This is a genomic window from Streptomyces eurythermus (genome assembly GCF_014649115.1).
GTDB lineage: Bacteria > Actinomycetota > Actinomycetes > Streptomycetales > Streptomycetaceae > Streptomyces > Streptomyces eurythermus.
Genome location: NZ_BMSK01000023.1, coordinates 66,576 through 89,285, shown reverse-complemented (window position 1 = coordinate 89,285; position 22,710 = coordinate 66,576). Strand labels below are relative to the sequence as shown.

Annotated in this window: 20 protein-coding genes; 10 read left to right on the top strand and 10 right to left on the bottom strand. The window is 70.5% G+C overall.

From position 1 onward, the window contains the following. Positions 1 to 339: 339 nt before the first annotated feature. The 7 genes from IE251_RS34070 to IE251_RS34040 form a co-directional block, all read right to left on the bottom strand. Positions 340 to 1,383, bottom strand: a complete 1,044-nt coding sequence (locus IE251_RS34070) for a serine hydrolase domain-containing protein (protein ID WP_189756801.1) — start codon at positions 1,381 to 1,383, stop codon at positions 340 to 342. Between the two features lie 94 nt (positions 1,384 to 1,477). Next, positions 1,478 to 2,566 carry a glycosyltransferase family 4 protein gene (locus IE251_RS34065; RefSeq protein WP_189756851.1) on the bottom strand — a complete coding sequence of 363 codons (1,089 nt, stop codon included), beginning with the start codon at positions 2,564 to 2,566 and terminating at the stop codon, positions 1,478 to 1,480. Positions 2,567 to 2,589: 23 nt separating this feature from the next. Continuing rightward, positions 2,590 to 3,126 (bottom strand): dCTP deaminase, encoded by a 537-nt coding sequence (locus IE251_RS34060; RefSeq protein ID WP_189756800.1) that lies wholly within the window; start codon positions 3,124 to 3,126, stop codon positions 2,590 to 2,592. After that, positions 3,123 to 3,662, bottom strand: a complete 540-nt coding sequence (gene dcd, locus IE251_RS34055; protein WP_189756799.1) for a dCTP deaminase — start codon at positions 3,660 to 3,662, stop codon at positions 3,123 to 3,125. The genes IE251_RS34060 and dcd overlap by 4 nt, the downstream gene beginning before the upstream one ends. Beyond that, complete coding sequence (locus tag IE251_RS34050) at positions 3,662 to 4,897, bottom strand: metallophosphoesterase (protein WP_189756798.1); 1,236 nt, start codon at positions 4,895 to 4,897, stop codon at positions 3,662 to 3,664. The genes dcd and IE251_RS34050 overlap by 1 nt, the downstream gene beginning before the upstream one ends. Then, positions 4,894 to 6,213: a carboxyvinyltransferase gene (locus IE251_RS34045; RefSeq protein WP_189756797.1), complete on the bottom strand. Its 1,320-nt coding sequence runs from the start codon at positions 6,211 to 6,213 to the stop codon at positions 4,894 to 4,896. The genes IE251_RS34050 and IE251_RS34045 overlap by 4 nt, the downstream gene beginning before the upstream one ends. Positions 6,214 to 6,215: 2 nt before the next feature. Next, a complete protein-coding gene (locus IE251_RS34040; protein ID WP_189756796.1) occupies positions 6,216 to 6,653 on the bottom strand; it encodes an ATP-binding protein in 438 nt (145 codons plus the stop codon). A 175-nt stretch (positions 6,654 to 6,828) separates the two neighbouring features. Between IE251_RS34040 and IE251_RS34035 the strand changes: the two genes are divergently transcribed. Both IE251_RS34035 and IE251_RS34030 read left to right on the top strand, forming a co-directional pair. Then, on the top strand, positions 6,829 to 8,100 hold the full coding sequence (locus IE251_RS34035) for a helix-turn-helix domain-containing protein (RefSeq protein WP_189756850.1): 1,272 nt from the start codon (positions 6,829 to 6,831) through the stop codon (positions 8,098 to 8,100). Next, positions 8,097 to 8,651 carry a flavoprotein gene (locus tag IE251_RS34030; RefSeq protein ID WP_189756795.1) on the top strand — a complete coding sequence of 185 codons (555 nt, stop codon included), beginning with the start codon at positions 8,097 to 8,099 and terminating at the stop codon, positions 8,649 to 8,651. The genes IE251_RS34035 and IE251_RS34030 overlap by 4 nt, the downstream gene beginning before the upstream one ends. A 125-nt stretch (positions 8,652 to 8,776) precedes the next feature. Here the strand turns inward: IE251_RS34030 and IE251_RS34025 are convergent, their stop codons facing one another. Continuing rightward, a complete protein-coding gene (locus IE251_RS34025) occupies positions 8,777 to 9,397 on the bottom strand; it encodes a hypothetical protein (protein WP_189756794.1) in 621 nt (206 codons plus the stop codon). Between the two features lie 296 nt (positions 9,398 to 9,693). On the opposite strand from IE251_RS34025, the gene hemL reads away from it, so the two are divergent. The 8 genes from hemL (at position 9,694) to IE251_RS33985 (ending at position 18,002) form a co-directional block, all read left to right on the top strand. After that, complete coding sequence (gene hemL / locus IE251_RS34020; protein ID WP_189756793.1) at positions 9,694 to 11,022, top strand: glutamate-1-semialdehyde 2,1-aminomutase; 1,329 nt, start codon at positions 9,694 to 9,696, stop codon at positions 11,020 to 11,022. After that, positions 11,019 to 11,750 (top strand): histidine phosphatase family protein, encoded by a 732-nt coding sequence (locus IE251_RS34015; RefSeq protein ID WP_189756792.1) that lies wholly within the window; start codon positions 11,019 to 11,021, stop codon positions 11,748 to 11,750. The genes hemL and IE251_RS34015 overlap by 4 nt, the downstream gene beginning before the upstream one ends. Before the next feature lie 167 nt (positions 11,751 to 11,917). Next, positions 11,918 to 13,198, top strand: coding sequence for a polysaccharide deacetylase family protein (locus tag IE251_RS34010; protein WP_189756791.1), 1,281 nt, complete (start codon positions 11,918 to 11,920; stop codon positions 13,196 to 13,198). A gap of 98 nt (positions 13,199 to 13,296) precedes the next feature. Continuing rightward, positions 13,297 to 13,887: a TlpA family protein disulfide reductase gene (locus tag IE251_RS34005; RefSeq protein ID WP_189756790.1), complete on the top strand. Its 591-nt coding sequence runs from the start codon at positions 13,297 to 13,299 to the stop codon at positions 13,885 to 13,887. A 1-nt stretch (position 13,888) separates the two neighbouring features. Continuing rightward, entirely contained in the window at positions 13,889 to 14,662 is a 774-nt protein-coding gene (locus tag IE251_RS34000; RefSeq protein WP_189756789.1) for a cytochrome c biogenesis CcdA family protein, read from the top strand. Between the two features lie 3 nt (positions 14,663 to 14,665). Further along, on the top strand, positions 14,666 to 16,378 hold the full coding sequence (gene resB / locus IE251_RS33995) for a cytochrome c biogenesis protein ResB (RefSeq protein ID WP_189756788.1): 1,713 nt from the start codon (positions 14,666 to 14,668) through the stop codon (positions 16,376 to 16,378). After that, a complete protein-coding gene (gene ccsB, locus IE251_RS33990; RefSeq protein ID WP_189756787.1) occupies positions 16,375 to 17,457 on the top strand; it encodes a c-type cytochrome biogenesis protein CcsB in 1,083 nt (360 codons plus the stop codon). Before resB ends, ccsB begins: the two co-directional genes overlap by 4 nt. A 116-nt stretch (positions 17,458 to 17,573) precedes the next feature. Beyond that, entirely contained in the window at positions 17,574 to 18,002 is a 429-nt protein-coding gene (locus IE251_RS33985) for an SRPBCC domain-containing protein (RefSeq protein WP_189756786.1), read from the top strand. A 1-nt stretch (position 18,003) separates the two neighbouring features. On the opposite strand, the gene IE251_RS33980 is transcribed toward IE251_RS33985, so the two are convergent. After that, positions 18,004 to 19,410, bottom strand: coding sequence for a condensation domain-containing protein (locus IE251_RS33980; RefSeq protein WP_189756785.1), 1,407 nt, complete (start codon positions 19,408 to 19,410; stop codon positions 18,004 to 18,006). 316 nt (positions 19,411 to 19,726) lie between these two features. After that, positions 19,727 to 22,510, bottom strand: coding sequence for an AfsR/SARP family transcriptional regulator (locus tag IE251_RS33975; RefSeq protein WP_267925976.1), 2,784 nt, complete (start codon positions 22,508 to 22,510; stop codon positions 19,727 to 19,729). Between the last annotated feature and the right edge of the window lie 200 nt (positions 22,511 to 22,710).

Genomic DNA, 22,710 nt, shown 5'->3' with positions numbered 1-22,710 from the left:
TCCTGAGGATCTCCCATGCCCGATCAACTCAAGCACGTACTAGCCGTCATCGCCCACGGATTGCTTGCAGAACTGCCCGCCCAACTCGTCACAGCTACCGTCATGGCCGCATCAGCGACCCTGTGCAGGCGCGTCCGTCGCCGTCGGGCCAAGGCGCAGGCGACACAGAACCCGGAGGACGACTGATCCGTCCGCTCCGACGGACACCGGTGGGCCGCCCGTGTCACGGAACCGCTATCACCGGTTCAGCGGTACACGCTACGCGGTTCCTTAGAAAGGCAGCGTTGCGCTCAACCGAGTGCGGGGTCTCGGGGTGCGGCCGGGCTCGGCTTTGACTCGTCAGTTGAAGGCGAGTTCACGGAAGGCGTTGCGAACCTCGGTCAATGGCCCACGATCCCTTGTGTAGTAAAGCTTGTTGGTCAGGAGCACCGCCCAGCGGCCCCCGATGGGGGAGATCCACATGCCTGTGCCGGTGAAGCCATAGTGCACCCAGATGTCCTCCTCGGAGGTGGTGCCGGGAGCGGGGTGCCAGAACAAGCCGCGCGCGGGCTGGAGTTGACCCGTCTGGATCGTCAGGGAGCGGGCGATCCACTCCCTCCCGAAGCCAGCCTGCAAATGGGACGTGGCAGGGGTGAGCATGTACCGGAGGAAGGCGGCGAGATCGTCGAGGACGGTGAAGACGCCGGCGATGCCGCAGACGCCGCCCAGGAGGCGGGCCGAGAAGTCGTGGGCGACTCCCTTGAGGTGGGTGCCGGTGTCCTGGTCAAGTTCGGTGGGCGCGCAGCGGGCGGCGAGGCCGGCAGGCAGGGGGCCGAAGCGAGTGGAGGTCATGGCCAGGGGGTGCCAGGTGCGGCCGGTGGCCAACTGTTCCAAGGGCTGGCCGGAGAGGTGTTCGGCGAGGTAGCCGAGGATGAGGGCGGCCCGGTCGGTGTACTCGACGGCTTCGCCGGGTGCCCGGTGGAGTGCCTCGTGCAGTACGCCGCGGCGGATGTCGTCCGGCTTGGTGCCGTAGAGGTTCTTCAGTTGGGCTCGCAGTGGGACGCCGGCGGTGTGCGTCAGCAACTGCCGGGCGGTGGCGGATCCGAGTGGGTGTCCGGTGACCTCCGGCCAGAAGCTGCCGAGCGGCTGGTCGAGGTCGAGGGTTCCGTGCTCCCACAAGGTGCCGATGGAGGACCAGACGGCCAGGATCTTGGTGAGGCTGGCGGCGTCGAAGACGGTGTCGGTGCGCATCGGCACCTCCGGCTCGTCGGGGTCGAGGACGCCGGTGGTGCCCTGGGCGAGGGTGCCGGTGGCGTCGCCGAGGGCCCACACGGCACCCGGGTACACCTTGTCGCGGACTCCCTCGTCGAGCAGGGCTTCGATGCGGTCGCGGTCGTACGTCATGGTCTCCCTCTTCGCCGGGGTGTCCCGTCGGCCAGCGTAGTGACGTTCGCGGAGCGGTTCGGGTAGTGACGTGTCGGGTCGTCTGGCGGTCGGTTCAAGTGAGCTGCTGGCCGAGGTCGGTCAGCAATCGTGCGGTCGCCGAGAGGGGATAGCGTGCCGCGTTTGCATAGCCTGTCTGTCTCAGGGCGGCCAGCAGCCCGGGCGTCCTTCTCAGCCGGTCGAGGTCGCGCGCGAATGCGGCGGAGTGGGTGAAGTCGGTGGCCATGCCGGAAGCGGCGAGTGTTTCGCTGAGACCAGGGACGGGCTGGTACAGGACGGGTAGTCCGCATGCCTGGGCTTCCAGCGCGACCAGTCCCATGGCCTCCAGGGTGGTGGACGGCACGACCAGCACGTCGTGTTCGGTGAAGGCTTTCCACAGTTGAGGGCGGCGGAGCCAGCCGAGGTAGCGCACTCTGACGCCTGCCCGTTGCAGCAGCGGGGCCAGGGCACGGAACTGGGCTCTGGGCGCCGCGACGCTCAATTCGACACCGGGCACGGGAGCGAGGCCCTTGATCAGGACCTCTCCACCCTTTTCGGTAGTCAGGCGGCCTGCGTACAGGAGCCGCAGGTGGCTGGTGGAGGGGCGCGCCGGCCGGTCCGGCGGGGTGGTGAGCAGGTGGTCGGGGATGCCCCAGGGGATGTGGGTGATCTTTCGGCGTTCGATCTGCGGCGCGAGCTTAAGGAGGCGGTCGGCCATTGCACTGGTGGGGACCACGATGGCGTCGGCGGCCCTGGCTGTTTCGCAAAGCACTTGGAGCTGGTCTAGGTAGGTCTCGGCGAAGAGCAGGTCCGTGCCGTGGACGAGAGCGATCCGGGGATGCGCGGGCAGAGCGCGGATGAGGGCTGGGGTGGCGCCGAACGCGAGGTGCTGCAAGTGGAGGACATCGATCTGTGTGGGATCGACCGCAGCTGTGAGCGCTCTGCGAAGCGTGGCGACGTAGCGGCTGAAGGCCGTTCCTTCCAGGCATTTGCCTGCAACGGGTAGCAGGTCGAGCCCGACGGGCGGTCGGGGACCGTGACCGGGTGGCGCAAGCATGAAGGCGCGGGCCGGGATGAGGGGCCGCTGGCCGGTGTAGAGGTCGAGGAAGAGCTCGACGCTGCCGCCGGGGCTTCCGACGGGGAGGTCCAGGAAGGTGGCGGCCATCGGGCCGGTGGCCGAGCGAGCGTTCACGGCGTGCCTCCGTCGATCTCCTCGTAAAGGCGCGAAATGTCGATGCCTTCCGTGGTCGCGTACTTTGCGGGCCGTTGCTGGTAGCTGGCCGGTGCGCCGAAGGTGGTGAGGAAGACGAGCTTGCCGAAGGTCATGCCCGGATACACGCGCACCGGTCGGGCGGCGCGGATTTCCAGCGTCCACCGGATCGCATGGCCCTGGTGTCCGAGCGGAGCCGACACGTGGACCCAGATGCCCAGGGAGCCGGTGGTGAGGTTGCCGTTCAGCAGCTGCGCGTACGTCTCCGAACCGGTCCGCTCCAGGGTGATGCCGAGGTAGAGCAGGCCAGGGCGCAGCACGAAGCCGGCGTCGGGGATGGACTGCTCGGCGAAGGCGGTGGGGGTTGCGGCGTCTAGGTCGCCATCGCAGATGCGGATGGTGGCGCCCAGCCGCCAGTCGTAGGCGTTGGGGGAGATGCGGCTGGGCTCGTACGGCTCGATGGTGATCTCGCCGGCCTGGACGGCGGCGGCAATGGCGGGGCCGGTGAGGATCACGATGCCACCACCTGGAGTCGGGCGAGGTCTCGCCAGTAGGCGGAGGGCTGCGGTCCTGTGGCGGCCTGGTACTTGCCGCGGTAGAGGTCCACGGCACCGGTGGAGACGAAGAACATGATCTGCCCGATCTTCATGCCGGCGTACACGCGCAGCGGTCGGATCGGGGAGAGCATGAGCGTCCACTGGCCGTGGAAGCCGATATCGCCGATGGGGGCGGTGATCTCGACGAACAGGCCGAGGCGGCCGACGGAGGAGCGGCCGAACAACAGTGGCACGAAGGTGTCGGAGCCGACCTCTTCTAGGGTGTGGCCGAGGTAGAGCTCGCCTGGCTGGAGGACGTGCCCGTCTGGACCGACGGTGGTTTCGTGGGTGGGGTTGGGCCGGTGGGCGTCCAAGACGGGGCCTGTGTAGGTGATCAGGGTGGGGCCTAGACGCACGTTATAGCTGTTGGGGTTGACCTGGTCGGCGGCGAACGGGTTGATGCGGAGGCGGCCGTCATGGGCGGCAGCGGTGATCTCCGGGCCGGTGAGGATCATTACCTGCCTCCTTCCGTGGTGTCAGGAGCGGTAAGGACGTGCTGGACGGCCTGGTCCAGACGCAGGCCGGCCTCGTGCGTGCGCTCACCGAGGTAGGTGTCGGCGAGGTAGTCGGTGGTTAGCACGGTGGTGACGGAGTCCGGCAAGGGATCGGGAGCGGTGACGACCGGGCCGGTTCGGGTGGTGAGCTGTGACAGCCAGCCTGGGAGGTCGCTTCGTGCTGGATCCGGCACGTGGGCGTGCACCAGCTGGTTGCCGAACGGCTCGATGGAGAGCAGGTCGCCCTGGGTGAGGTTGCCGCCGAGGAGTACGGCGCGTAGCGCCGTCTCGTTGAGGATGACCGCGTCTGCGCCGAGCCCCGTGCGCAGGCGGGCGGTGAGGTCCAGGAGCAGGCTGCGCCGGTCGAGAGCCTGGTGGCGGTATGCCGGACTGATCGGGCCGAGGACGTCGGCCAGCTGCTGCTTGACGTCTTCGATGCGGGAGCGTAGATCCGCAAGCTCCGTCGGAATGACGCTCGGGGTCCGATCGGGGAAGGATGTGGTGCCCGCACCCCATCCCGTACCCACGGGCATGGCGATCGCATAGCCGCCGGCGAGTTCCCGGCCCTTGACGACCAGGGTGCCGTCGACTCGGACCGGGCCGTACTGGTCGCTGTGGCAGTGCCCTGCGAAGACCACGTCGAGGAAGGGACAGGCCGCCGCGATCTCCCGGTCTTCGGCGAAGCCGGAGTGACTGAGCAGGACCCAGCTGTCCACCTCCTGGTGGTGGGCGAGAATCACCTCGCGCAGGGCCTGGAGGGGATCGGTGACGCAGTGGCCGGCTCGCTGGGCGGTCGGGATCGAGCGGAAGGCTTGCCGGCCGATCACAGCGGTTACGCCGACGCGCCGTCCGTCGATGGTGGCGATGTACAGGCGGCGGAACAGAGCGTCGCCGGTGGTGGCACCGACGGCGTTGGCGCAGACAGTGCGCCGGTGAAGGTCGGGTTCGAAGTGGTGGGGCCAGCCGTGGTTGCCAGGGGCCAACACGTCGTACAGCCCGAGCAGGATATCCCGCTCAATTACGCCGCGAGCGAGGCGGTAATACCCGCTGCCTTCGAAGAAGTCGCCACAGTCCACGATGAGCGAGGTCCGGCGGAGTGCGTGGAGGTGGGTCAGAAACGGTGCGGCGTTGTCGAAGGCGGAGTGGACGTCCGTCGTGGCGACGATCTGGCGCAGGTTCCGGCCGTCGGCGGTCACGGGGTGACCTCGCAGATGTCGGCACCCAGGGCGCGCAGCTTGCCGGACAGGTCGGCGTGGCCGCGGCGCAACTGGTCGAGGCCACCGATGGTGGTGACGCCTCGGGCGGTGAGGCCGGCGACCATGAGGGCGGACCCGGTCCGGATGTCGGTGGCTTCGGCGCCCGTGCCCGTCAGCTGCTGGGGACCGGTCAGGCGGCATTCGGTGGTGGAAATCTCCTCGATCTCGGCGCCCAGGCGGCTCAGCTGCGGTAGCAGGTTGCCGTGGCGGCCGGGATTGATGGCGTCGGCGAACAGGTGCGTGCCGGGCAGTCCGAGGGCGAGTGCCATGAGCGGTGGTTCGAAGTCGGCGTCCAGGCCAGCCGGGCTCAGGGAGGCGATGGCCCGCAGGGGACGACCAGTGAGGGCTGCCTCCTGGGCGCGGACGGTAAGGCCATCCGGCTCCGCGTCCACGGGGATGCCGAGCTGATGCAGGGCAGCTATGAACGGGCCGACGTCCCTGCCCTGCACACCATTGATACGGGCAGTGCCGCGCGTCGCGGCGATCGCGCAGGCCAGCGTAGCTGCCTCGATCTTGTCTCCGGGCACAGTCCAGGCAACGGGGGCAGTCGGCGACGAGGAGGGCGGTGAGAGAGTGAGTACATGCTCGCCGGCGCGCGTCTCCCAGCCCACCGAACTCAGGGCGTCGAGCACGCTCAGGACTTCGGGCGAGAGGTTGGGCTGGCCCAGCCGTAAGGGGCGGCCGGTCGTGAGGGCGCGCAGTGTCGCGGCCACGGTCGCACCGCGAGAGCGGAACGGCAGTGTGATGGAGACGGTGCCGGTGTGAGAGGTGAGCGCCTCGATGCCGTAACCGGAGCTGTCCTGCCGGCTCCGGTCGCCGAATGCCTCGTACACCTTGAAGTGCAGCTCCATCCCGCGCGCACCGATCCGGCAGCCGCCCGGCCAGGGCAGCCGTGCCTGGCCGTAACGTGCGAGCAGGGCGGGGACGAGGTAGTACGAGGCTCGGATGTGGGCTGCCTGCGCAAGATCGGGCAGCCCCCGAGATGCCTCCGTTGGCAGGACCACGTAAGTGGTCGGTTCGCCGGCGGGCTGCGCGGCATGCCAGCCCGCCTGTTGCAGAAGAGTGAGCATGATCTGGACGTCGGTGCTGTGCGGGACGTTGCTCAGCCTGAGCGGGCGACTGAGGGCCGCCGCGGTGGCCAAGAGCGGCAGAGCGGCGTTCTTGGAGCCGTCGACGCTCACGGTGCCAGCGAGCGGCGGCCCAGGGCGTACGGCGATCACCTCGGCGGCCACGCTGGGGGCGTGGGTGGTCGTCATCATCAACTCCTTTGGAAGGGAAGGAAACAGGCGACTTCCTGGCTGGGTTTGCTGGTCAGGTCGATCTCGGCCCAGCAGCGCTTGCCGGTCTCGGTCGGTTCGGCGTGGTACCGGTCGGCGAGAGCGGCGACTAGGAACAGGACCCGGCCGCCCTCGCTGTCCGCGTCGGGCAGCGCCGGCTGGGGCAGCACCGGGTTCGTGTCGCAGACCTCGATCCGCAGGACGGCCTCGTCGAGACAGACCACGAGTGAGACGGATCCGGTGCCGGCGTACTGGACCGCGTTGGTGACGAGCTCGCTGATCAGCAGTTCGGCCGCGTGCACCACCTCGGTGCCCAGCCCCCAGCCCCAGCCCGCTATAGCGTCCACGGCCTGGTGCCGGGCCTCGCTTGCTGCGGCGGGCGTCGCGGGTAGGGAGAAAGCGAGCTGGTGCGCTTCCACGAGCGGCCTCCCGGTGTAGGTGGGGCCACACCAAGCAATCAGTCCGTTGCCGTGAGTGGTGAGCCCTGACGCTGGCGCTGCATGACTTATGCAGGAGCTGCATCACCGCCAACTAGGTCTGACCTATGCTCGATTGAGCAGGCAGGATCAGCGACGGCGGAAGGAGCCGTGGCAGATGGCCGATGCGCATGGCGAAGCGAGACGGATCGGAGAACGGATCCGTCGGGCGAGGGTGTCACAGCGGCGTTCACAGGACGACGTGGCCGCAGCGCTCGGGTATCACCAGTCCAAGGTGAGCCGTCTGGAGAGCGGTCGTGGCACGGAGGACATCCGCGTACTACGTGCCATCGGGCAGGAACTGAACATCCCGCCTCATGAGTTGGGCCTCGCCCCATCTCAGGACGTCTCCGCCGCCGATCAAGAAGCTGACGACATGCACCGCCGCACCTTCCTCGCCGCGAGCATCGCAGCGCTCGCGGCCCCGGCCGGCTCTTCGGCCTCGCACATCGCCCTCGTCCAGGCCCTCCTGCCCGGTCCCGGCCCCGCGGGCACCGGTGGCCCACAGGACACGGCCGTCCTGTATGAACGCGTCGGATCAGCGTTGAGGCTTTTCCACACCTGCCACTACACAGAGCTGGAGCGCACCCTGCCGAGCCTGATCGCCGACCTGCGGATGGCCGCCGGCTGTGCGACGGACAGGGACACGGTGTCCCGGCTCCTGGCCACGGCGTACCAGACGACGACGAGCCTGCTCCTCAAGCAGCACGACCAGGGCAACGCATGGCTCGCCGTCGGCCGAGCGATGACGGAAGCCGAACGCTCAGGCGACCCGGTCGTCATCGCCTCCAGTGTCCGTGTCCAGGCCCACGTTCTGGTCCGCGAGAAGCACGCCACCGAGGCCGTGACTCTGGTCAGGCACACAGCCGATCAGCTCACTGGTTCCTACGACCGGCGTTCACCGAAGTACCTCGCCGCCGTAGGGCTGCTGCTCCTGCGCGGTGTGACCGCGGCGAGCAGTCGCGGTGACCGCTCGGCCGTGAAGGAATTCCTCACCGAGGCGAAAGAAGTCTCGCGTTACGTCACGCTCGACCGCCCTGACGCCTGGGCCACCTTCAGCCCGACCAATGTCGCCCTGCACGAGCTGAGCGCACTGGTGGCCTTCGGGGACGCCGGCCTCGCTCTCCAAGCGGCCCGGCCCCTCATGCGCCGGCACATCCCGGTCCCCGAGCGCCGGGCCGCACTATGGGTCGAGGCGGCCCGCGCCTACAGCCAGCAGGGCCGCCTCGCCGACGCCTACCACGCTCTGCGGATCGCCGAGAGCTGCGCTGCCCAGGACATTCGCCGTCCCGACGTCCGCACCCTGGTCGCGGATATGGCCGCCCGCGACCGCCGACGTACCCTGCCGGAGCTGCACCGCTTCAGCCGCCAACTGGGAGTCGCCGCGTGACCGAACCGACCACCTCGGACAAGAAGCCGTTCCTGTACATCGTCGTGTGCGCGAGTGGCGTCGCCGGGAGCGTGGGCAAGCTGATCACGGCTGCTCAGGAGGCGGACTGGGACGTCGGTGTCGTCGCAACGCCGCAGGGACTCGGTTTCATCGACGCCGAGGCGGTCGAGGCGCAGACCGGTTACCCGATCCGCTGCGCCTGGCGTGCACCGGGAGATCCGCGTCCCCTGCCTCCGGCGGACGCGATCGCGGTGGCTCCGGCCACGTTCAATACGATCAACAAGTGGGCCGCCGGGATCTCCGACACGCTCGCTCTGGGCATCCTGTGCGAGGCATACGGCATGGGCATCCCGACCGTGGCCCTGCCCTACCTGAACTCCGCCCAGGCCGCCCATCCCGCCTACCGGCAGAGCCTCGATCGGCTGCGAGGGATGGGGGTCCTGATCGGCTCGGGCGAGCCGCACCGGCCGAGGGCGGGCGGTGCCGCGGAGCGCTTCCGCTGGGAGGAGGCACTGGAACTGCTGGAGCCTCTGGTCGGCACGGCACGGTGACGCCGTCCATCACCCGGTGACCGGCAAAACAATGCACCCTTGATTGCCCTGGCCGACTGAAGGCCCATCCCGGCACATGACGGGGCGGGGTCCGAAGACCCCGCCCGCCGTTCAAGAACCCCGCCTCACGGCCACACCAGGCAATAAGGCTGATGCCCCGCCTCGTGCAGTCGTACCGAGAAGTCCTGCCACTCGTGCAGCAGCTGGTACACGTTGAACGCGTCCCGGGGGCCGCCGCGGTCCGGGACCGTGGACCAGATGAAGGCCGCCGCGCCGACCGCCTCCTCGCCGACGCCGCGCAGGGGGTCGACGACCGTCATGGGGAGTTTGACCACGGCGTAGTCGGGGTGCAGGACGACGAGTTCGAGGGGCGGCACCTTGTGCAGGGGGACGCCCTGGATGCCGGTCAGGACCATCGCGGCCATCGTCTCCGGCTTGATCTTCGTGAACATGCCGTTCATGCCCAGCTCGTCGCCGCCGAGTTCCTCGGGACGCATCGAGATCGGGACGCGGGCCGCGGTCGCTCCGTCCGGCGCGCCGAAGTACTTGTACGTCACCCCCACCCGACCACCGCTCCTGCTCCCCGCGCGGAGGGGCTGCCGGTCGTACCGCTCGGGCTCACCCGGTCCACCCTGTGTCCGACGTGTCTCGGTCGTTTCCTCCGCGTCGCGCCGGTGCCTTCCCCGCCGGGCACGTCGAGGACCCAGGTCGTCAGTCCCCTCGCCCAGTCCGCCACCGCGATGCATATCTCCACCCGACTGCTTTTCTAGGACGCGTGGCCCCCGCCGCGCAACCCGATCATCGTGTCAGTGACCTCCCCCGCGTCCGCCTGCCGAAACGTACGGTGGTACGGCGATCCGCGCGGAAGAATCCCGGCTCTGATCATTACGTGCGTACGAGCCGTGTGTATCAGGTCTCAGTCTCGCAGACGAGGGATGGCACCGCTTCGGTCCCGAGGGTGAGGGCGGCCTCGCCCGGGCGCGGCCTACCCTGAGGAGGTCACCCCGCAACAGGAGCCGAGAAGCCGGAGAAGCCGCACGTCATGAGTGCCACGAGCGAAACGCCCTATCCCTACGACGCGCCCGTCTCGCAGGCGCTCTTCGACCGCGCCTCCGCCGTGACACCGGGCGGAGTGAACTCCCCGGTGCGCGCCTTCCGCGCCGTCGGCGGCACGCCCCGCTTCATGGTGTCGGGCCGGGGGCCCTACCTCACCGACGCCGACGGGCGCGAGTACGTCGACCTGGTCTGTTCCTGGGGGCCGATGATCCTCGGGCACTCGCACCCCGAGGTCATCGCCGCCGTACAGGAGGCCGTCGCCCGCGGTACGTCCTTCGGCACGCCCGGTCGGGGCGAGGTGGAGCTGGCCGAGGAGATCGTCGCCCGGGTCGAGCCCGTGGAGCAGGTGCGGCTGGTCAGCAGCGGCACCGAGGCCACCATGTCGGCCATCCGGCTCGCCCGCGGCTTCACCCGGCGCTCGAAGGTGATCAAGTTCGCCGGCTGCTACCACGGGCACGTCGACTCGCTGCTCGCCGCCGCCGGCAGTGGCGTGGCCACGTTCGCGCTGCCCGACACGCCCGGTGTCACCGGGGCCCAGGCCGGTGACACGATCGTGCTGCCGTACAACGACCTGGAGGCCGTCCAGGAGGCCTTCCACCGGTACCCGGGCGAGATCGCCTGTGTGATCACGGAGGCATCGCCGGGCAACATGGGCGTGGTGCCGCCGGACCCCGGGTTCAACCAGGGCCTGAAGGACGCCTGCGGCAAGAACGGCGCCCTGTTCATCTCCGACGAGGTCATGACCGGCTTCCGCACCAGCCGCGCCGGCTGGTACGGCGTGGAGGGCGTCAAGCCCGACCTGATGACCTTCGGCAAGGTCATGGGCGGCGGGTTCCCGGCCGCCGCGTTCGGCGGGCGGGCCGATGTGATGGCCCACCTGGCGCCCGCCGGTCCCGTCTACCAGGCCGGCACCCTCTCCGGCAACCCGGTCGCCACGGCCGCCGGTCTCGCCCAGCTGCGGCTGCTCGACGACGCCGCGTACGCCAAGGTCGACGCCGTCTCCGAGCAGATCCGGACGCTGGTGGGCGAGGCGCTGACCAAGGAAGGCGTCGCGCACCGGGTGCAGACCGCCTCCAACATGTTCTCGGTGTTCTTCACGGACCGGCGGGTACGGGACTACGAGGACGCCAAGCGGCAGGAGTCGTACCGCTTCACCGCGTTCTTCCACTCGATGCTGGCGAACGGCGTCTATTTGCCGCCGTCGTCCTTCGAGTCCTGGTTCGTGTCCACGGCCCACGACGAGCGGGCCGTGCAGAAGATCGCCGACGCCCTCCCGGCGGCGGCCCGGGCGGCTGCGGAGGCCACGGCGGAATGAGCTCCCCCGAGACCAACAGCGCGGGCACTGCCGGAAACGGCGCCAAGGACATCACCGTCGTGCACCTGATGCGGCACGGCGAGGTGGAGAACCCGGAAGGGATCCTGTACGGCCGGCTGCCCGGCTACCACCTGTCCGAGCTGGGCCGGAAGATGGCCGAGCGGGTCGCCGAGCACCTCTCCTCCCGGGACGTGACCTACGTCTGCGCCTCGCCGCTGGAGCGGGCGCAGGAGACCGCCACCCCGATCGCCAAGGCGCACGGGCTGGACCTGGCCACCGACGCGCGGCTGATCGAGGCCGACAACGTCTTCCAGGGCAAGACCTTCGGCGTCGGCGACGGCGCGCTCCAGCGGCCGGAGAACTGGAAGCACCTGGTCAACCCGTTCCGGCCGTCCTGGGGCGAGCCGTACATCGACCAGGTCGTGCGGATGATGGGCGCGCTGGACGCGGCCAGGGACCAGGCGCGCGGCCACGAGGCGGTGCTGGTCAGCCACCAGCTGCCGATCTGGATCGTGCGGTCGTACGTCGAACGGCGGCGGCTGTGGCACGACCCGCGCAAGCGGCAGTGCACGCTGGCCTCGCTGACGTCGTTCACCTACCAGGGCGACAGGATCGTGTCCGTGGGGTACAGCGAGCCCGCCATCGATCTCGTCCCGGTGCACCTGCGGGCCGGCGCCAAGCCGCAGAAGGGCAAGGGCACGGCTCAGGGGAAGGCCTTCGGCGCCTGAGTCCGACCCGGCCCGGGCGGGCGCCGGTGGTCACTGTGCGTCCGTTTGGCGTGGCTTAGCGCACTGTTGCGCACATAATTGCGAAAAGCATAGGAATTAGCGGAACCTCCCCGATCTTCCTGTCCTCTGACTGGGTGACCAGCAGGCAGTGATGATCGGGGATTTCCATGCGCACCATCTCCCGGACCCTTTCCCGGCGGGGAGCACTCGGCCTCGGCGCGGGCGCGGCCGCCGCCGTGTCGCTCGCCGGGTGCGGCGGCTCCACGTCCTCGGACGACGCCGGGCGTCCGGGCGGTTCCCGGACCCAGGGGAGCAGGGGGGAGGCGCGCCCGGCGCGGCCCATCGGCGACGGCTCCACCTCCTTCACCGGCAGTCAGCCGCACCAGCCGGCGAAGCCGGAGCCGCTGGAGCCGGGGCAGACCCCGCCGCAGTTCGTGGTCTTCTCCTGGGACGGCGCCGGCGAGGTCGGCAACGGTCTCTTCCCGCGCTTCCTGGACCTCGCCAAGGAGCACGGCGCGTCCATGACGTTCTTCCTCTCGGGGCTGTATCTGCTGCCCGAGTCGAAGAAGCGGATGTACGAGCCCCCGAACAACCCGCGCGGCGCCTCCGACATCGGTTACCTCACCGACGAGCACATCAAGGCCACGCTCGCCAATGTGCGCCGGGCCTGGCTGGAGGGGCACGAGATCGGCACCCACTTCAACGGGCACTTCTGCGCGGGCGGCGGCACGGTCGCGCACTGGACCCCGAAGCAGTGGGCCGACGAGATCCGGCAGGCCAAGGCGTTCGTGAAGGAGTGGCGGACCAACACCGGCTGGACCGATCTGCCGTCGCTGCCGTTCGACTACGACAAGGAGCTGACCGGCGGCCGTACGCCCTGCCTGCTCGGCCAGGACAATCTGCTGCCCACCGCCCGTGAGCTGGGCTGGCGCTACGACGCCTCCTCGCCGGGCGGCCGTCAGGTGTGGCCGGTCAAGCGTCAGGGCCTGTGGGACCTGCCCCTTCAGCAGATACCTTTCCCCGGACGTGGGTTCGAGGTCCTGTCCATGGACTACAACATGCTCGCCAACCAGTCGGTCAACTCCACCAAGGCGCCCGCGTACAACTACCCGGGCTGGCGCAAGCAGTCCGCCCAGGCGTACATCCAGGGGTTCCGGCGGGCCTACGAGACGAACCGGGCACCGTTCTTCATCGGCAACCACTTCGAGCAGTGGAACGGCGGCATCTACATGGACTCCGTCGAGGAGGCCTTCAAGCACATCGCGCGCGAGAAGGAGAAGGGGGCCGACGTGCGGCTGGTCTCCTTCCGGCAGTTCGTGGACTGGATCGACGTGCAGAAGCCCGAGGTGCTCGCCAAGCTGCGCACGCTGGGGGTCGGGGAGCGGCCCGCCGGGGGCTGGAAGGAGTTCCTGCGGGAGGCCAAGGGCGCCGCTTCCAACGCCGCCTGATGCCCGGAATGTCCCGTGTAAATACGCCCTGAAATGCGGTTTTCCGCCCGGCAGGGGGGTGCGCGAAATCCCCGGAACGGTCATGCGAAACTTTTCACATGAGTACCCGTAGCCGCGCCGTCCTGCTCACCGCCGCGGCCGCCGCAGCGGCCCTGACCCTGTCCGCGTGTGGCAAGGGCGGTATCTCCGGCGGCGGTGGCGACACCCACTTCGTCACCGGCACCAACGGCATCGACACCGTCGCGGCGGGCAAGCGCGCCACGGCTCCGGACCTGTCCGGCAAGACCATCGACGGCAAGACCCTGGACGTCGCCGACTACAAGGGCAAGGTCGTCGTCATCAACGTCTGGGGCTCGTGGTGCGGACCGTGCCGCAACGAGGCGAAGTACTTCGCCAAGGTCTCCAAGGACTACGCGGACAAGGGTGTGCAGTTCGTCGGCATCAACACCCGCGACACCAGCACCACCCCGGCCGTGAACTTCGAGAAGGAGCACGGCGTCGAGTACCCGAGCCTGTACGACCCCACGGGCAAGCTGATGCTGCGCTTCAAGAAGGGCACGCTCAACCCGCAGATCGTCCCCTCCACGCTCGTCATCGACCGGCACGGGAAGGTCGCCGCGCGGGCCCTGGAGGCGCTCGACGACACCGGCCTGGTGGAGATGATCAAGCCGGTCCTCGCGGAGAAGTGACGTGAGCGCACTGCTGACGCTGGCCGCGGAGACCGGCCGGAACCAGACGGTGATGCACGGCGCCCTGCTGGTCGCCCTGCCGATCGCCCTGTTCGCCGGTCTCGTGTCGTTCTTCTCGCCCTGTGTACTGCCGCTGGTCCCCGGCTACCTCTCCTATGTGACCGGCGTCGCGGGCACCGACCTGGCCGAGGCCAGACGGGGCCGGATGGTGGCCGGCGCCTCCCTGTTCGTGCTCGGCTTCAGCGCCGTGTTCGTCTCCAGCGGGGCCCTGTTCGGCTACTTCGGCGCCAACCTGATCAGCTACCAGAGCACCCTGTCCAAGGTGCTCGGCGCGCTCATGATCGTCATGGGTGTGTTCTTCATGGGCCTGACGCCCTGGTTCGCCCTGCGCGAGTTCCGCTTCCACAAGCGGCCGACGGGCGGCCTGGCCGGGGCGCCGGTGCTCGGCGCGCTCTTCGGCGTCGGCTGGACGCCCTGCATGGGCCCGACGCTGTCCTCGGTGAACTTCCTCTCCTTGAACGAGTCGAGCGCCGCGCGCGGATCGCTGCTGATGGTGGTCTACTGCCTCGGCCTCGGCGTTCCGTTCGTCATCACCGCGATCGCCTTCCGCAAGGCGCTCGGGGCCTTCGCCTGGGTCAAGCGTCACTATGTCTGGGTGACGCGCATCGGCGGCTCGATGATGATCGTGACCGGTGTGCTGCTGCTCACCGGCGCCTGGGGCGAGCTGGTGCAGCAGATGCAGACCTGGACCAACGGCTTCAATGTGGGGATCTGACCGATGAGCAAGACCGACACCGGCACCGGCCGGGACCGGGAGGAGCTGGGAGCGGCCGGCTCCCGGCTGTCCACCGCCCCGCAGGAGGAGGCGGTGAGCCTGCCGGGCCTCGGTGTCATCGGCTGGGCCCGCTGGTTCTGGCGGCAGCTGACCTCCATGCGGGTCGCGCTGCTGCTGCTCCTGCTGCTCTCGCTCGGCGCGATCCCCGGCTCGCTGATCCCGCAGACCGGCGCGGACGCCACCAAGGTCGAGGACTTCCGCGCCGCGCACAAGACGCTGGCGCCGGTCTACGACAAGCTCGGCCTGTTCCACGTCTACAGCTCGGTGTGGTTCTCCGCGATCTACATCCTGCTGTTCGTCTCCCTCATCGGCTGCATCATCCCCCGCACCTGGCAGTTCGTCGGCCAGCTGCGCGGCCGGCCGCCGGGCGCCCCCAAGCGGCTGGACCGGCTGCCCGCCTACACCACCTGGACCACCGGCGAGGACCCCGAGAAGGTCCGCGAGGCCGCCCTCGCCCTGCTGAAGAGGCGCCGCTTCCGCGCCCACGTCGCCGGTGACGCCGTCGCCGCCGAGAAGGGCTATGTGCGCGAGCTGGGCAACCTGGTCTTCCACATCGCCCTGATCGTGCTGCTGATCGCCTTCGCCTCCGGCCAGCTGTTCAAGTCGGACGGCACCAAGCTGATGGTGGAGGGCGACGGCTTCTCCAACGCGCTGCCGATGTACGACGACTTCAAGTCCGGCAGCCTCTTCGAGCCGGACGACCTGGTCCCGTTCAGCTTCGACCTGGAGGACTTCAAGGGGACCTACGAGCTGACCGGCCCCAACCGGGGCACTCCGCGCACCTTCCAGGCGAAGATCCGCTACAGCAAGGGCGCCTACGGCAAGCAGACCGAGACCACCGTCAAGGTCAACGAGCCGCTGGAGATCGACGGCTCCAAGGTCTACCTGGTCAGCCACGGCTACGCACCCGTGATCACCGTCCGGGACGGCAAGGGCAAGGTGGTCTACCGCGACGCCGTGCCGCTGCTGCCGCTCGACGGCAACGTCACCTCCCAGGGCGTCGTCAAGGTCATGGACGGCTACCGCGACGCCAAGGGCAAGAAGGAGCAGCTCGGCATCAAGGCCTTCTTCCTGCCGACCTACGGCGGGGCCGGCATGGAGATCGCCTCGGCCTTCCCCGCGCTGCTGAACCCGGTGCTGAACCTGGAGCCGTACCACGGTGACCTGGGCGTCGACTCGGGCCTGCCGCAGAGCGTGTACCAGCTCGACAAGACCCACATGAAGGACTACAAGGACGCCAAGGGCGCGCAGCTGAGGGTCAACCTCAAGCCCGGCGAGTCCATGAAGCTGCCGAACGGCGCCGGTACCGTCACCTTCGAGAAGGACGTCAAGGAATGGGCCGGCTTCGAGATCGTGCAGGAGCCGGGCGGCGGCTGGGCGCTCGGCGGCGCCGTCGCCGCGATCTTCGGCCTTGCCGGGTCCCTGTTCATCCAGCGCCGCCGCGTGTGGGTGCGTGCGGTGCGCGGCGACGACGGCGTCACGGTGGTCGAGATGGCCGGACTCGGCCGCAGCGAGTCGGCGAAGGTGCCCGAGGAACTGGGCGTGCTCGCCGGACACCTCTACGAGCGGGCGCCGGGCGCACCGGAACCCGACGACGAACACCCCGCACCCACACCAGACCGCCACGTCGTACCTGCCGAAGGGGCTGAGAAGTGACTCTCGCCGCCGCGACCAACGAACATCTCGCGAGCGTCAGCAACACGCTGATCTACTCGTCGATGGCCGTCTACACCCTGGCCTTCTTCGCCTACATCGCCGAGTGGCTGTTCGGCAGCCGCAGCAAGGTCGCCCGGACGGCCGCCGCGCTCACCGCCGACGGCGCGCGGACGGCGGCCGGCCCCGCCGTCGCGGTCCGCAAGGGCGGCGGCACCGCCGTGCTGGAGCGGCCCAAGGTCGTCGTCCGCTCGGCCTCCGGCGCGCGGGACGTGCCGGACGGTCCCGGCGCGCACGGCGGCGACGAGCAGGGCGACCTGTACGGCCGGATCGCCATCTCGCTGACCGTGCTCGCCTTCCTGGTGGAGCTGTCCGGTGTCATCGCCCGCGCGGCGTCCGTGGAGCGGGCGCCGTGGGGCAACATGTACGAGTTCAACATCACCTTCTCCACGGTGGCCGTCGGCGTCTACCTGGCGCTGCTGGCGCTGAAGAAGAACGTGCGCTGGCTCGGGCTGTTCCTCATCACCACGGTCCTGCTCGACCTGGGTCTCGCGGTCACCGTGCTGTACACGGCCAGCGACCAGCTGGTGCCGGCCCTGCACTCGTACTGGCTGTACATCCACGTCTCCACCGCGATCTTCTGCGGCGCGGTGTTCTACGTCGGCGCGGTCGCCACGATCCTGTACCTGTTCAAGGACTCGTACGAGAACAAGCTCCAGACCGGCGGCAAGCCCGGCGCCTTCGCCCGCTCGGTGCTGGAGCGGCTGCCCGCCTCCGCGTCCCTGGACAAGTTCGCGTACCGGATCAACGCGGCCGTCTTCCCGCTGTGGACGTTCACGATCATCGCGGGCGCGATCTGGGCGGGCGACGCCTGGGGCCGGTACTGGAACTGGGACCCGAAGGAGACGTGGTCCTTCATCACCTGGATCGCCTACGCCTGCTACCTGCACGCGCGGGCCACGGCCGGCTGGAAGGGCCGCAAGGCCGCCTACCTGGCGCTGATCGCGTTCGGCTGCTGGCTGTTCAACTACTACGGCGTCAACATCTTCGTCACCGGCAAGCACTCCTACGCGGGCGTGTAAGCCTCCCTTCCGGCACGAGGCACGAGGCCGGTCTCCGTGGCACGGGTCACGGGGGCCGGCCTTCCGCCGTCCCGGGCAGGCGTGCGTGAACCCGGGGCCGGGGGCAGGCTGGAGGCATGAGCGGTTCCATCGCACAGGGTTCCAGCCAGACCCACGGGAACACGCACATCCTGCACTTCGTCGTGCGGCTCCCGCGGCGCATGGAGGACGTCTGGCCCGCGGTGTCCACGCCCGAGGGGCTGGCCGCCTGGTGGACCCCCGCCGAGGTGCTCGAACCCCGGCTCGGCGGCGCGGTCACCCTGGGCGGGCTGGGCAGCGGGCACGTCACCGCGTGGGACGTGGACCGGGTGGCGGAGTACACGGTCGAGGGCGGTGGCCGGATCCGGTTCCACCTGGAACGCGAGGGCGAGGACGGCAGCGCGCTCCGCTTCACCCACGAGTTCCAGGGGGAGGAGGAGACGGAACGGCGCTGGCGGGACCGATTCGAACGACTGATCGAAGTCCTGGGGCCGGACCGGTCCCGGCCCGGTACGGACCCCTGGTGACCTACGACACCGCGGACAGGCTGCCGTCGGCCACCGAGACGATCCGGTCCCGCAGCCGCTCGACGTACAGCCGCATGTTCTTCGCCGCGATGTCCGTGTCCGGGTACCGGCTCGCCAGCCACAGCCCCTCGGGCAGCCGGTTGACCCACACGCACGCCTGGTCGCCGTACGACACCCGCATCAGCCCGTACGCCTTCAGCTCGGCCCACCGCTCGGCGCCCGGCAGACCGCGGGTGTCGACGTAGGACACGATCGAGTACAGGTCGGGGGAGACCGGACGGAAGTCGGTGCCGAGCAGGCCCAGCACCCGGGCCAGCGGCATCCGGGCCAGCGCCCGGTTGGCCCGCAGCTCCGCCCGTACCGCCCGCAGGGCCTCCGGGAAGCCGCGGGTGCGGCCGACGGGCACCTCGATGGGGGCGCCGCCCACGTACCAGCCCACCGACTCGCTCCAGCGGGAGGCGACCCGGGTGTGGAAGGGCACCACGGTCCGGTACACCGGCTGCCCGCCGAGTTCGTGCACGATCAGCCCGGTCGCGGCCAGCAGCCCGGTCATGCTGCCGCCGTAGGGCCGGCAGTACGCCTCGAACGCGGCGGCCGTGTCCGCGTCGGCCAGCGGCTCGGCCAGCATCCGCTGCCGGGGCAGCGGATCTCCCGGCACCAGGCCGAGGTCGACCGGGAAGGCGGGCAGGGTGCCGTCGCAGCGGTGGATGAACTCCCGCCAGCGCTCCACGATCGCGTGCCGCCCGTCGACGCCGTCGGCGTGCGACCGCTCGATCTCGCAGAAGTCGACGTAACTGGCGGCCGTCGGGCCGGCGTCGGCCACGGCCGTGCGCGTGCCCTCCGTGTACAGCTCGTGGATCTCCGCGGGCATCCGCTGCACCGAGTAGGCGTCGACGTTGCTGTGGTCGAAGGCCAGGTACACGCTCGCGCCGTCGTCCCGCAGGACCGCCGCGTACACGAGGTTCGGCCAGCGCAGCGCGTCCGCGATCGTGTCGAAGCGGTCCTGGAGGTGCCGGACGAGACCGTCGGCGTCGGGGAAGTGGCCCGCCTCCCGCCGGCGCAGGGACACGTCGGCGGCGTCCAGGGTGAACCGGCGCAGCTCGTCACCGGCCCAGCGGAAGCCGCTGCGCAGCGTCTCGTGCCGGACGGTCCAGGTGTGCAGGGCCCGTTCCAGCGCGTCCAGGTCGACCGGGCCGGGCAGGTCGAAGGCGGCGCCGACCCAGGTCGGCACGAACAACCCGTCCTCCCTCAGCGACCGGGCCGTCCTGATGTGCGACTCCTGGATGTAGGCGGGCGGCCGGGAGTCCTCGGGGAGTGCCGTCGCCGCCGCGACGGTCGCCGGGCTCAGCGTCCACTCCACGAGCCGTCCCGGCCGTACCTCGCAGCGCTGGATGTCAGTGATTCGCACGCGTCTCCCATCGAAGAAGGGGCCCCTGGATGCGGGCCCCCCTCCAAGGCAATGCCGTGGGGCGCGGCCGGGACATGCCCGTCCGGTCCATTTCAACGGAACGGGTGGCGGGCCGAACGCGGAAGTGATTAACGGTCGGTGACCGTCCGGCCCCGGCCGCCGGCCGGTTTCCGCCCCGTGACCTGCCGGTTCAAGGTTTCCCGCAAGGTTCGTCCCAGGACGGCCCGCCAGGGTGGGTGACGTGGTCCCGGCCGTCGGCCGGCGGATGGTCCACGGGGGACGGTACGGGGAGGGACACCTCCCCGTACCGGGGCCTTCAGCCGAGGGCGTCGAGCAGGGCGCGGGTCTGGGCCACGCGGGCGGGGTTGACCTCCATGTCCCGGAAGACGTCGAGGGCCTGTTCGTAGCAGCGGCGGGCGGTCTCCCGGTCGCCCAGGGCCTGGTGGGCCTCGCCGAGGTGGACCAGGGCCTCCGCCTCGTTGAAGCGGTGGCCCAGGGCGCGGTGCAGTTCCAGGCAGCGCTCGTGGCACAGCAGGGCCTGGGTGTGCTCGCCGAGCTGCTGGTAGGCGTAGCCGAGGGTGTCCCAGGTGTCGGACTGGCCGCGCAGGTCGCCGAGTTCGTCCTGGAGGGCCAGGGCCTGCTCGCAGCGGGCCACGGCCTGCCGGTGGCCGCCGGTCTGCACGTGGTCCCACGCCACCGCGTTCAGGGCGCGGGCCAGCCCGGCCTGGTGGCCGAGCCGGGCGAAGAGCCCGACGGCCAGTTCGTCGTGGCGCAGCGCCGCCGCGCGGTCGCCCGTGTGCTCGTACAGCCAGCCCAGGGCCAGATGGGTGTGCGCCTCGGACAGGGTGTGGCCACTGCTTTCGGCCAGGGACAGCGCCTGGTCCAGCCGCTGCCGCGCCGCGGCGTGGTCGCCCGCCTCGATGCGTTCCAGCGCCAGCACCCGGTACGACTCGCCCCGCGCGGCCGCGTCACCGAGCCGGGTCGCGGCCCGCAGCGCCGTGGCGTGCACGGCGGCGACGTCGCTCCACCGGCCGCGCCGGGTCAGGAAGGTGGTCAGGGCCCAGGCCAGCTGCCAGGCGTGGACGTCGTGGCCGTGCCGCGCGGCTTGGTGCACGGCGGCGACCAGCGCCGGCTGCTCCCGGGCGAACCACGCCATGGCCCCGTCGTGGGTGGTGATCTCCTCGGGCCGTACCCCGTCGGCCGCCGGCGGCAGCCGGATGGGGTCGCGGTGCGGAAGCAGCAGCCGGTCCGCCGACCAGGCGGTGCGCAGACAGTGGTCCAGGACCCGCAGCCGGGCGGCCCGCGCCTCCGCCTCGTCCCCGGCGGCGGCCTCCAGCGCGTAGGCGCGCAGCAGATCGTGGCCGGCGAACCGGCCGGGGGCGTGCTCCTGGAGCAGGTGGCGGGTGCGCAGCCGGTGCAGCGCCTGGTGGGCCCGTACCGGTCCGAGCCCGGTGAGGCTGCCGGCCGCGGGCACGCCGATGTCCGGGCCGGGCGCCTGCACGAGCTGCCGGAAGACCCGGGCGGTATCGGCGTCGAGGGCCCGGTAGGAGGCGGCGAGCACGGCCCGTACGTCGGTGGCGTCCTCACCGGTGCTCAGCGCGTCCAGGCGGCTGCTCTCGCGCAGTTCCTCGGTCAGGGCGGTCAGGGTGGCGACCGGATTGGTGGTGACCCGCCCGGCCAGCACGCTCAGGGCGAGCGGCAGTCCGGCGCACTGGCCGACCAGTTCGGCGGCGGCCTCGGGTTCCGCGGCGACGCGTTCGGCGCCCAGCCGGCCGGCCAGCAGCTCGTGCGCGGTGGCCGGGTCGAAGGCGTCGACGGTCAGATGGGTGACCTGGTGCGCGGCGGTCAGCCCGGTGAGCTGGTCCCGGCTGGTGATCAGCACCGCGCAGCCGGGGGTGCCCGGCAGCAGCGGCAGGACCTGCGCCGAGTCCCGGGCGTTGTCCAGGACGACGAGCATCCGCCGGTCGGCCAGCAGACTGCGGTACAGCGCGGCCTGGGCGTCGAAGGCCGCCGGGATCCGCCCGGGCTCGACACCGAGCGCGTCGAGGAAGCCGCGGACCACCACCCGGGGATCGGCCGGTTCCCCCGACGGGGTGAAACCGTGCAGGTCGACGAAGAGCTGCCCGTCGGGGAAGTGGTGCTGCCGGCGGTGCGCCCAGTGCAGCGCGAGGGAGGTCTTGCCGACCCCGCCGATGCCGCAGACCACCGTCACCGGCAGGGTGGCGCGCGGCTCGGCCTGGGCGGCCAGCGCCTTGTCCAGGACGGCGAGTTCGGCATCCCGGCCCACGAAGTACGCTGGCGGGGCCAGCAGTTGCCGGGGCGCGGCGGAGCGGACGCCGGCGGGCGGGGCCGGCTCGGGCGGGGACAGCGCGGGGTCGTTGGCGAGGATGCGCCGGTGCAGGTCGAGCAGTCGCGGGCCCGGGTCGGCGCCCAGCTCCTCGGCCAGCCGGTGCCGCAGGTCCTGGTAGTGGGCGAGGGCCTCAAAGGGGCGGCCGGCCCGGTACAGGGCGAGCATCAACTGACCGGCCAGCCGTTCGTCCAGCGGGTGTTCGCGGGCCTTCACGGCCAGCTCGGACAGCAGCTCGCCGTGTTCTCCGGCGCCGAGACGCAGGTCGATGTGGTCCAGCTCGGCCGCGAGCCGCTCGCGCAGCAGCACCTGGCGCTGGTCGTCGAACCACGGGACGTCCACGGTGGCGAACGGCTCCCCACGCCACAGCCCGAGCGCCCGCCGCATCAGCGCCACCCCCTCGGTTCCGCCGGCCGTGCGGGCCCGGGTGACCAGGTCACGGAACAGGTGCAGGTCCACCGAGAGCGGATCGGCGTCCAGGACGTACCCGCCGGGGCGCCGGGCGACGGTCACCTCCGGGGCCGGGCGCAGCGCCTGGCGCAACCGGGACAGATAGCCGTACAACGTGTCCTTGGTGCGCTGCGGCGGCCGGTCGCCCCACACCCGGTCGACGAGCGTGTCCACCGGGACCGCCCGGCCCACGTCCACGAGCAGCGCGGCCAGCACACACCGCTGCCGCATGTGCCCCACGTCCACCGTGCGGCCCCCCAGCCGCACCTCGATCACGCCCAGCAGGCCGAACTCCACCGCCATCGCGTCCCTCCCCCTGTCCCACCGTAGGCACACGGCCCCCGCGCCCGCCATCCGTCCGACGGCTGCCGGCAGTGTGAACGACGGCCTCCACAACTGTCTGACGGGCGTTCACTTTGCTTGACACGCCCGTTGGTTGGGCGTTCCGTCGAGCGTCGTCCCGTCCGTGCACGATCCTGCCCCCGCCGACGCAGGAGAACCGG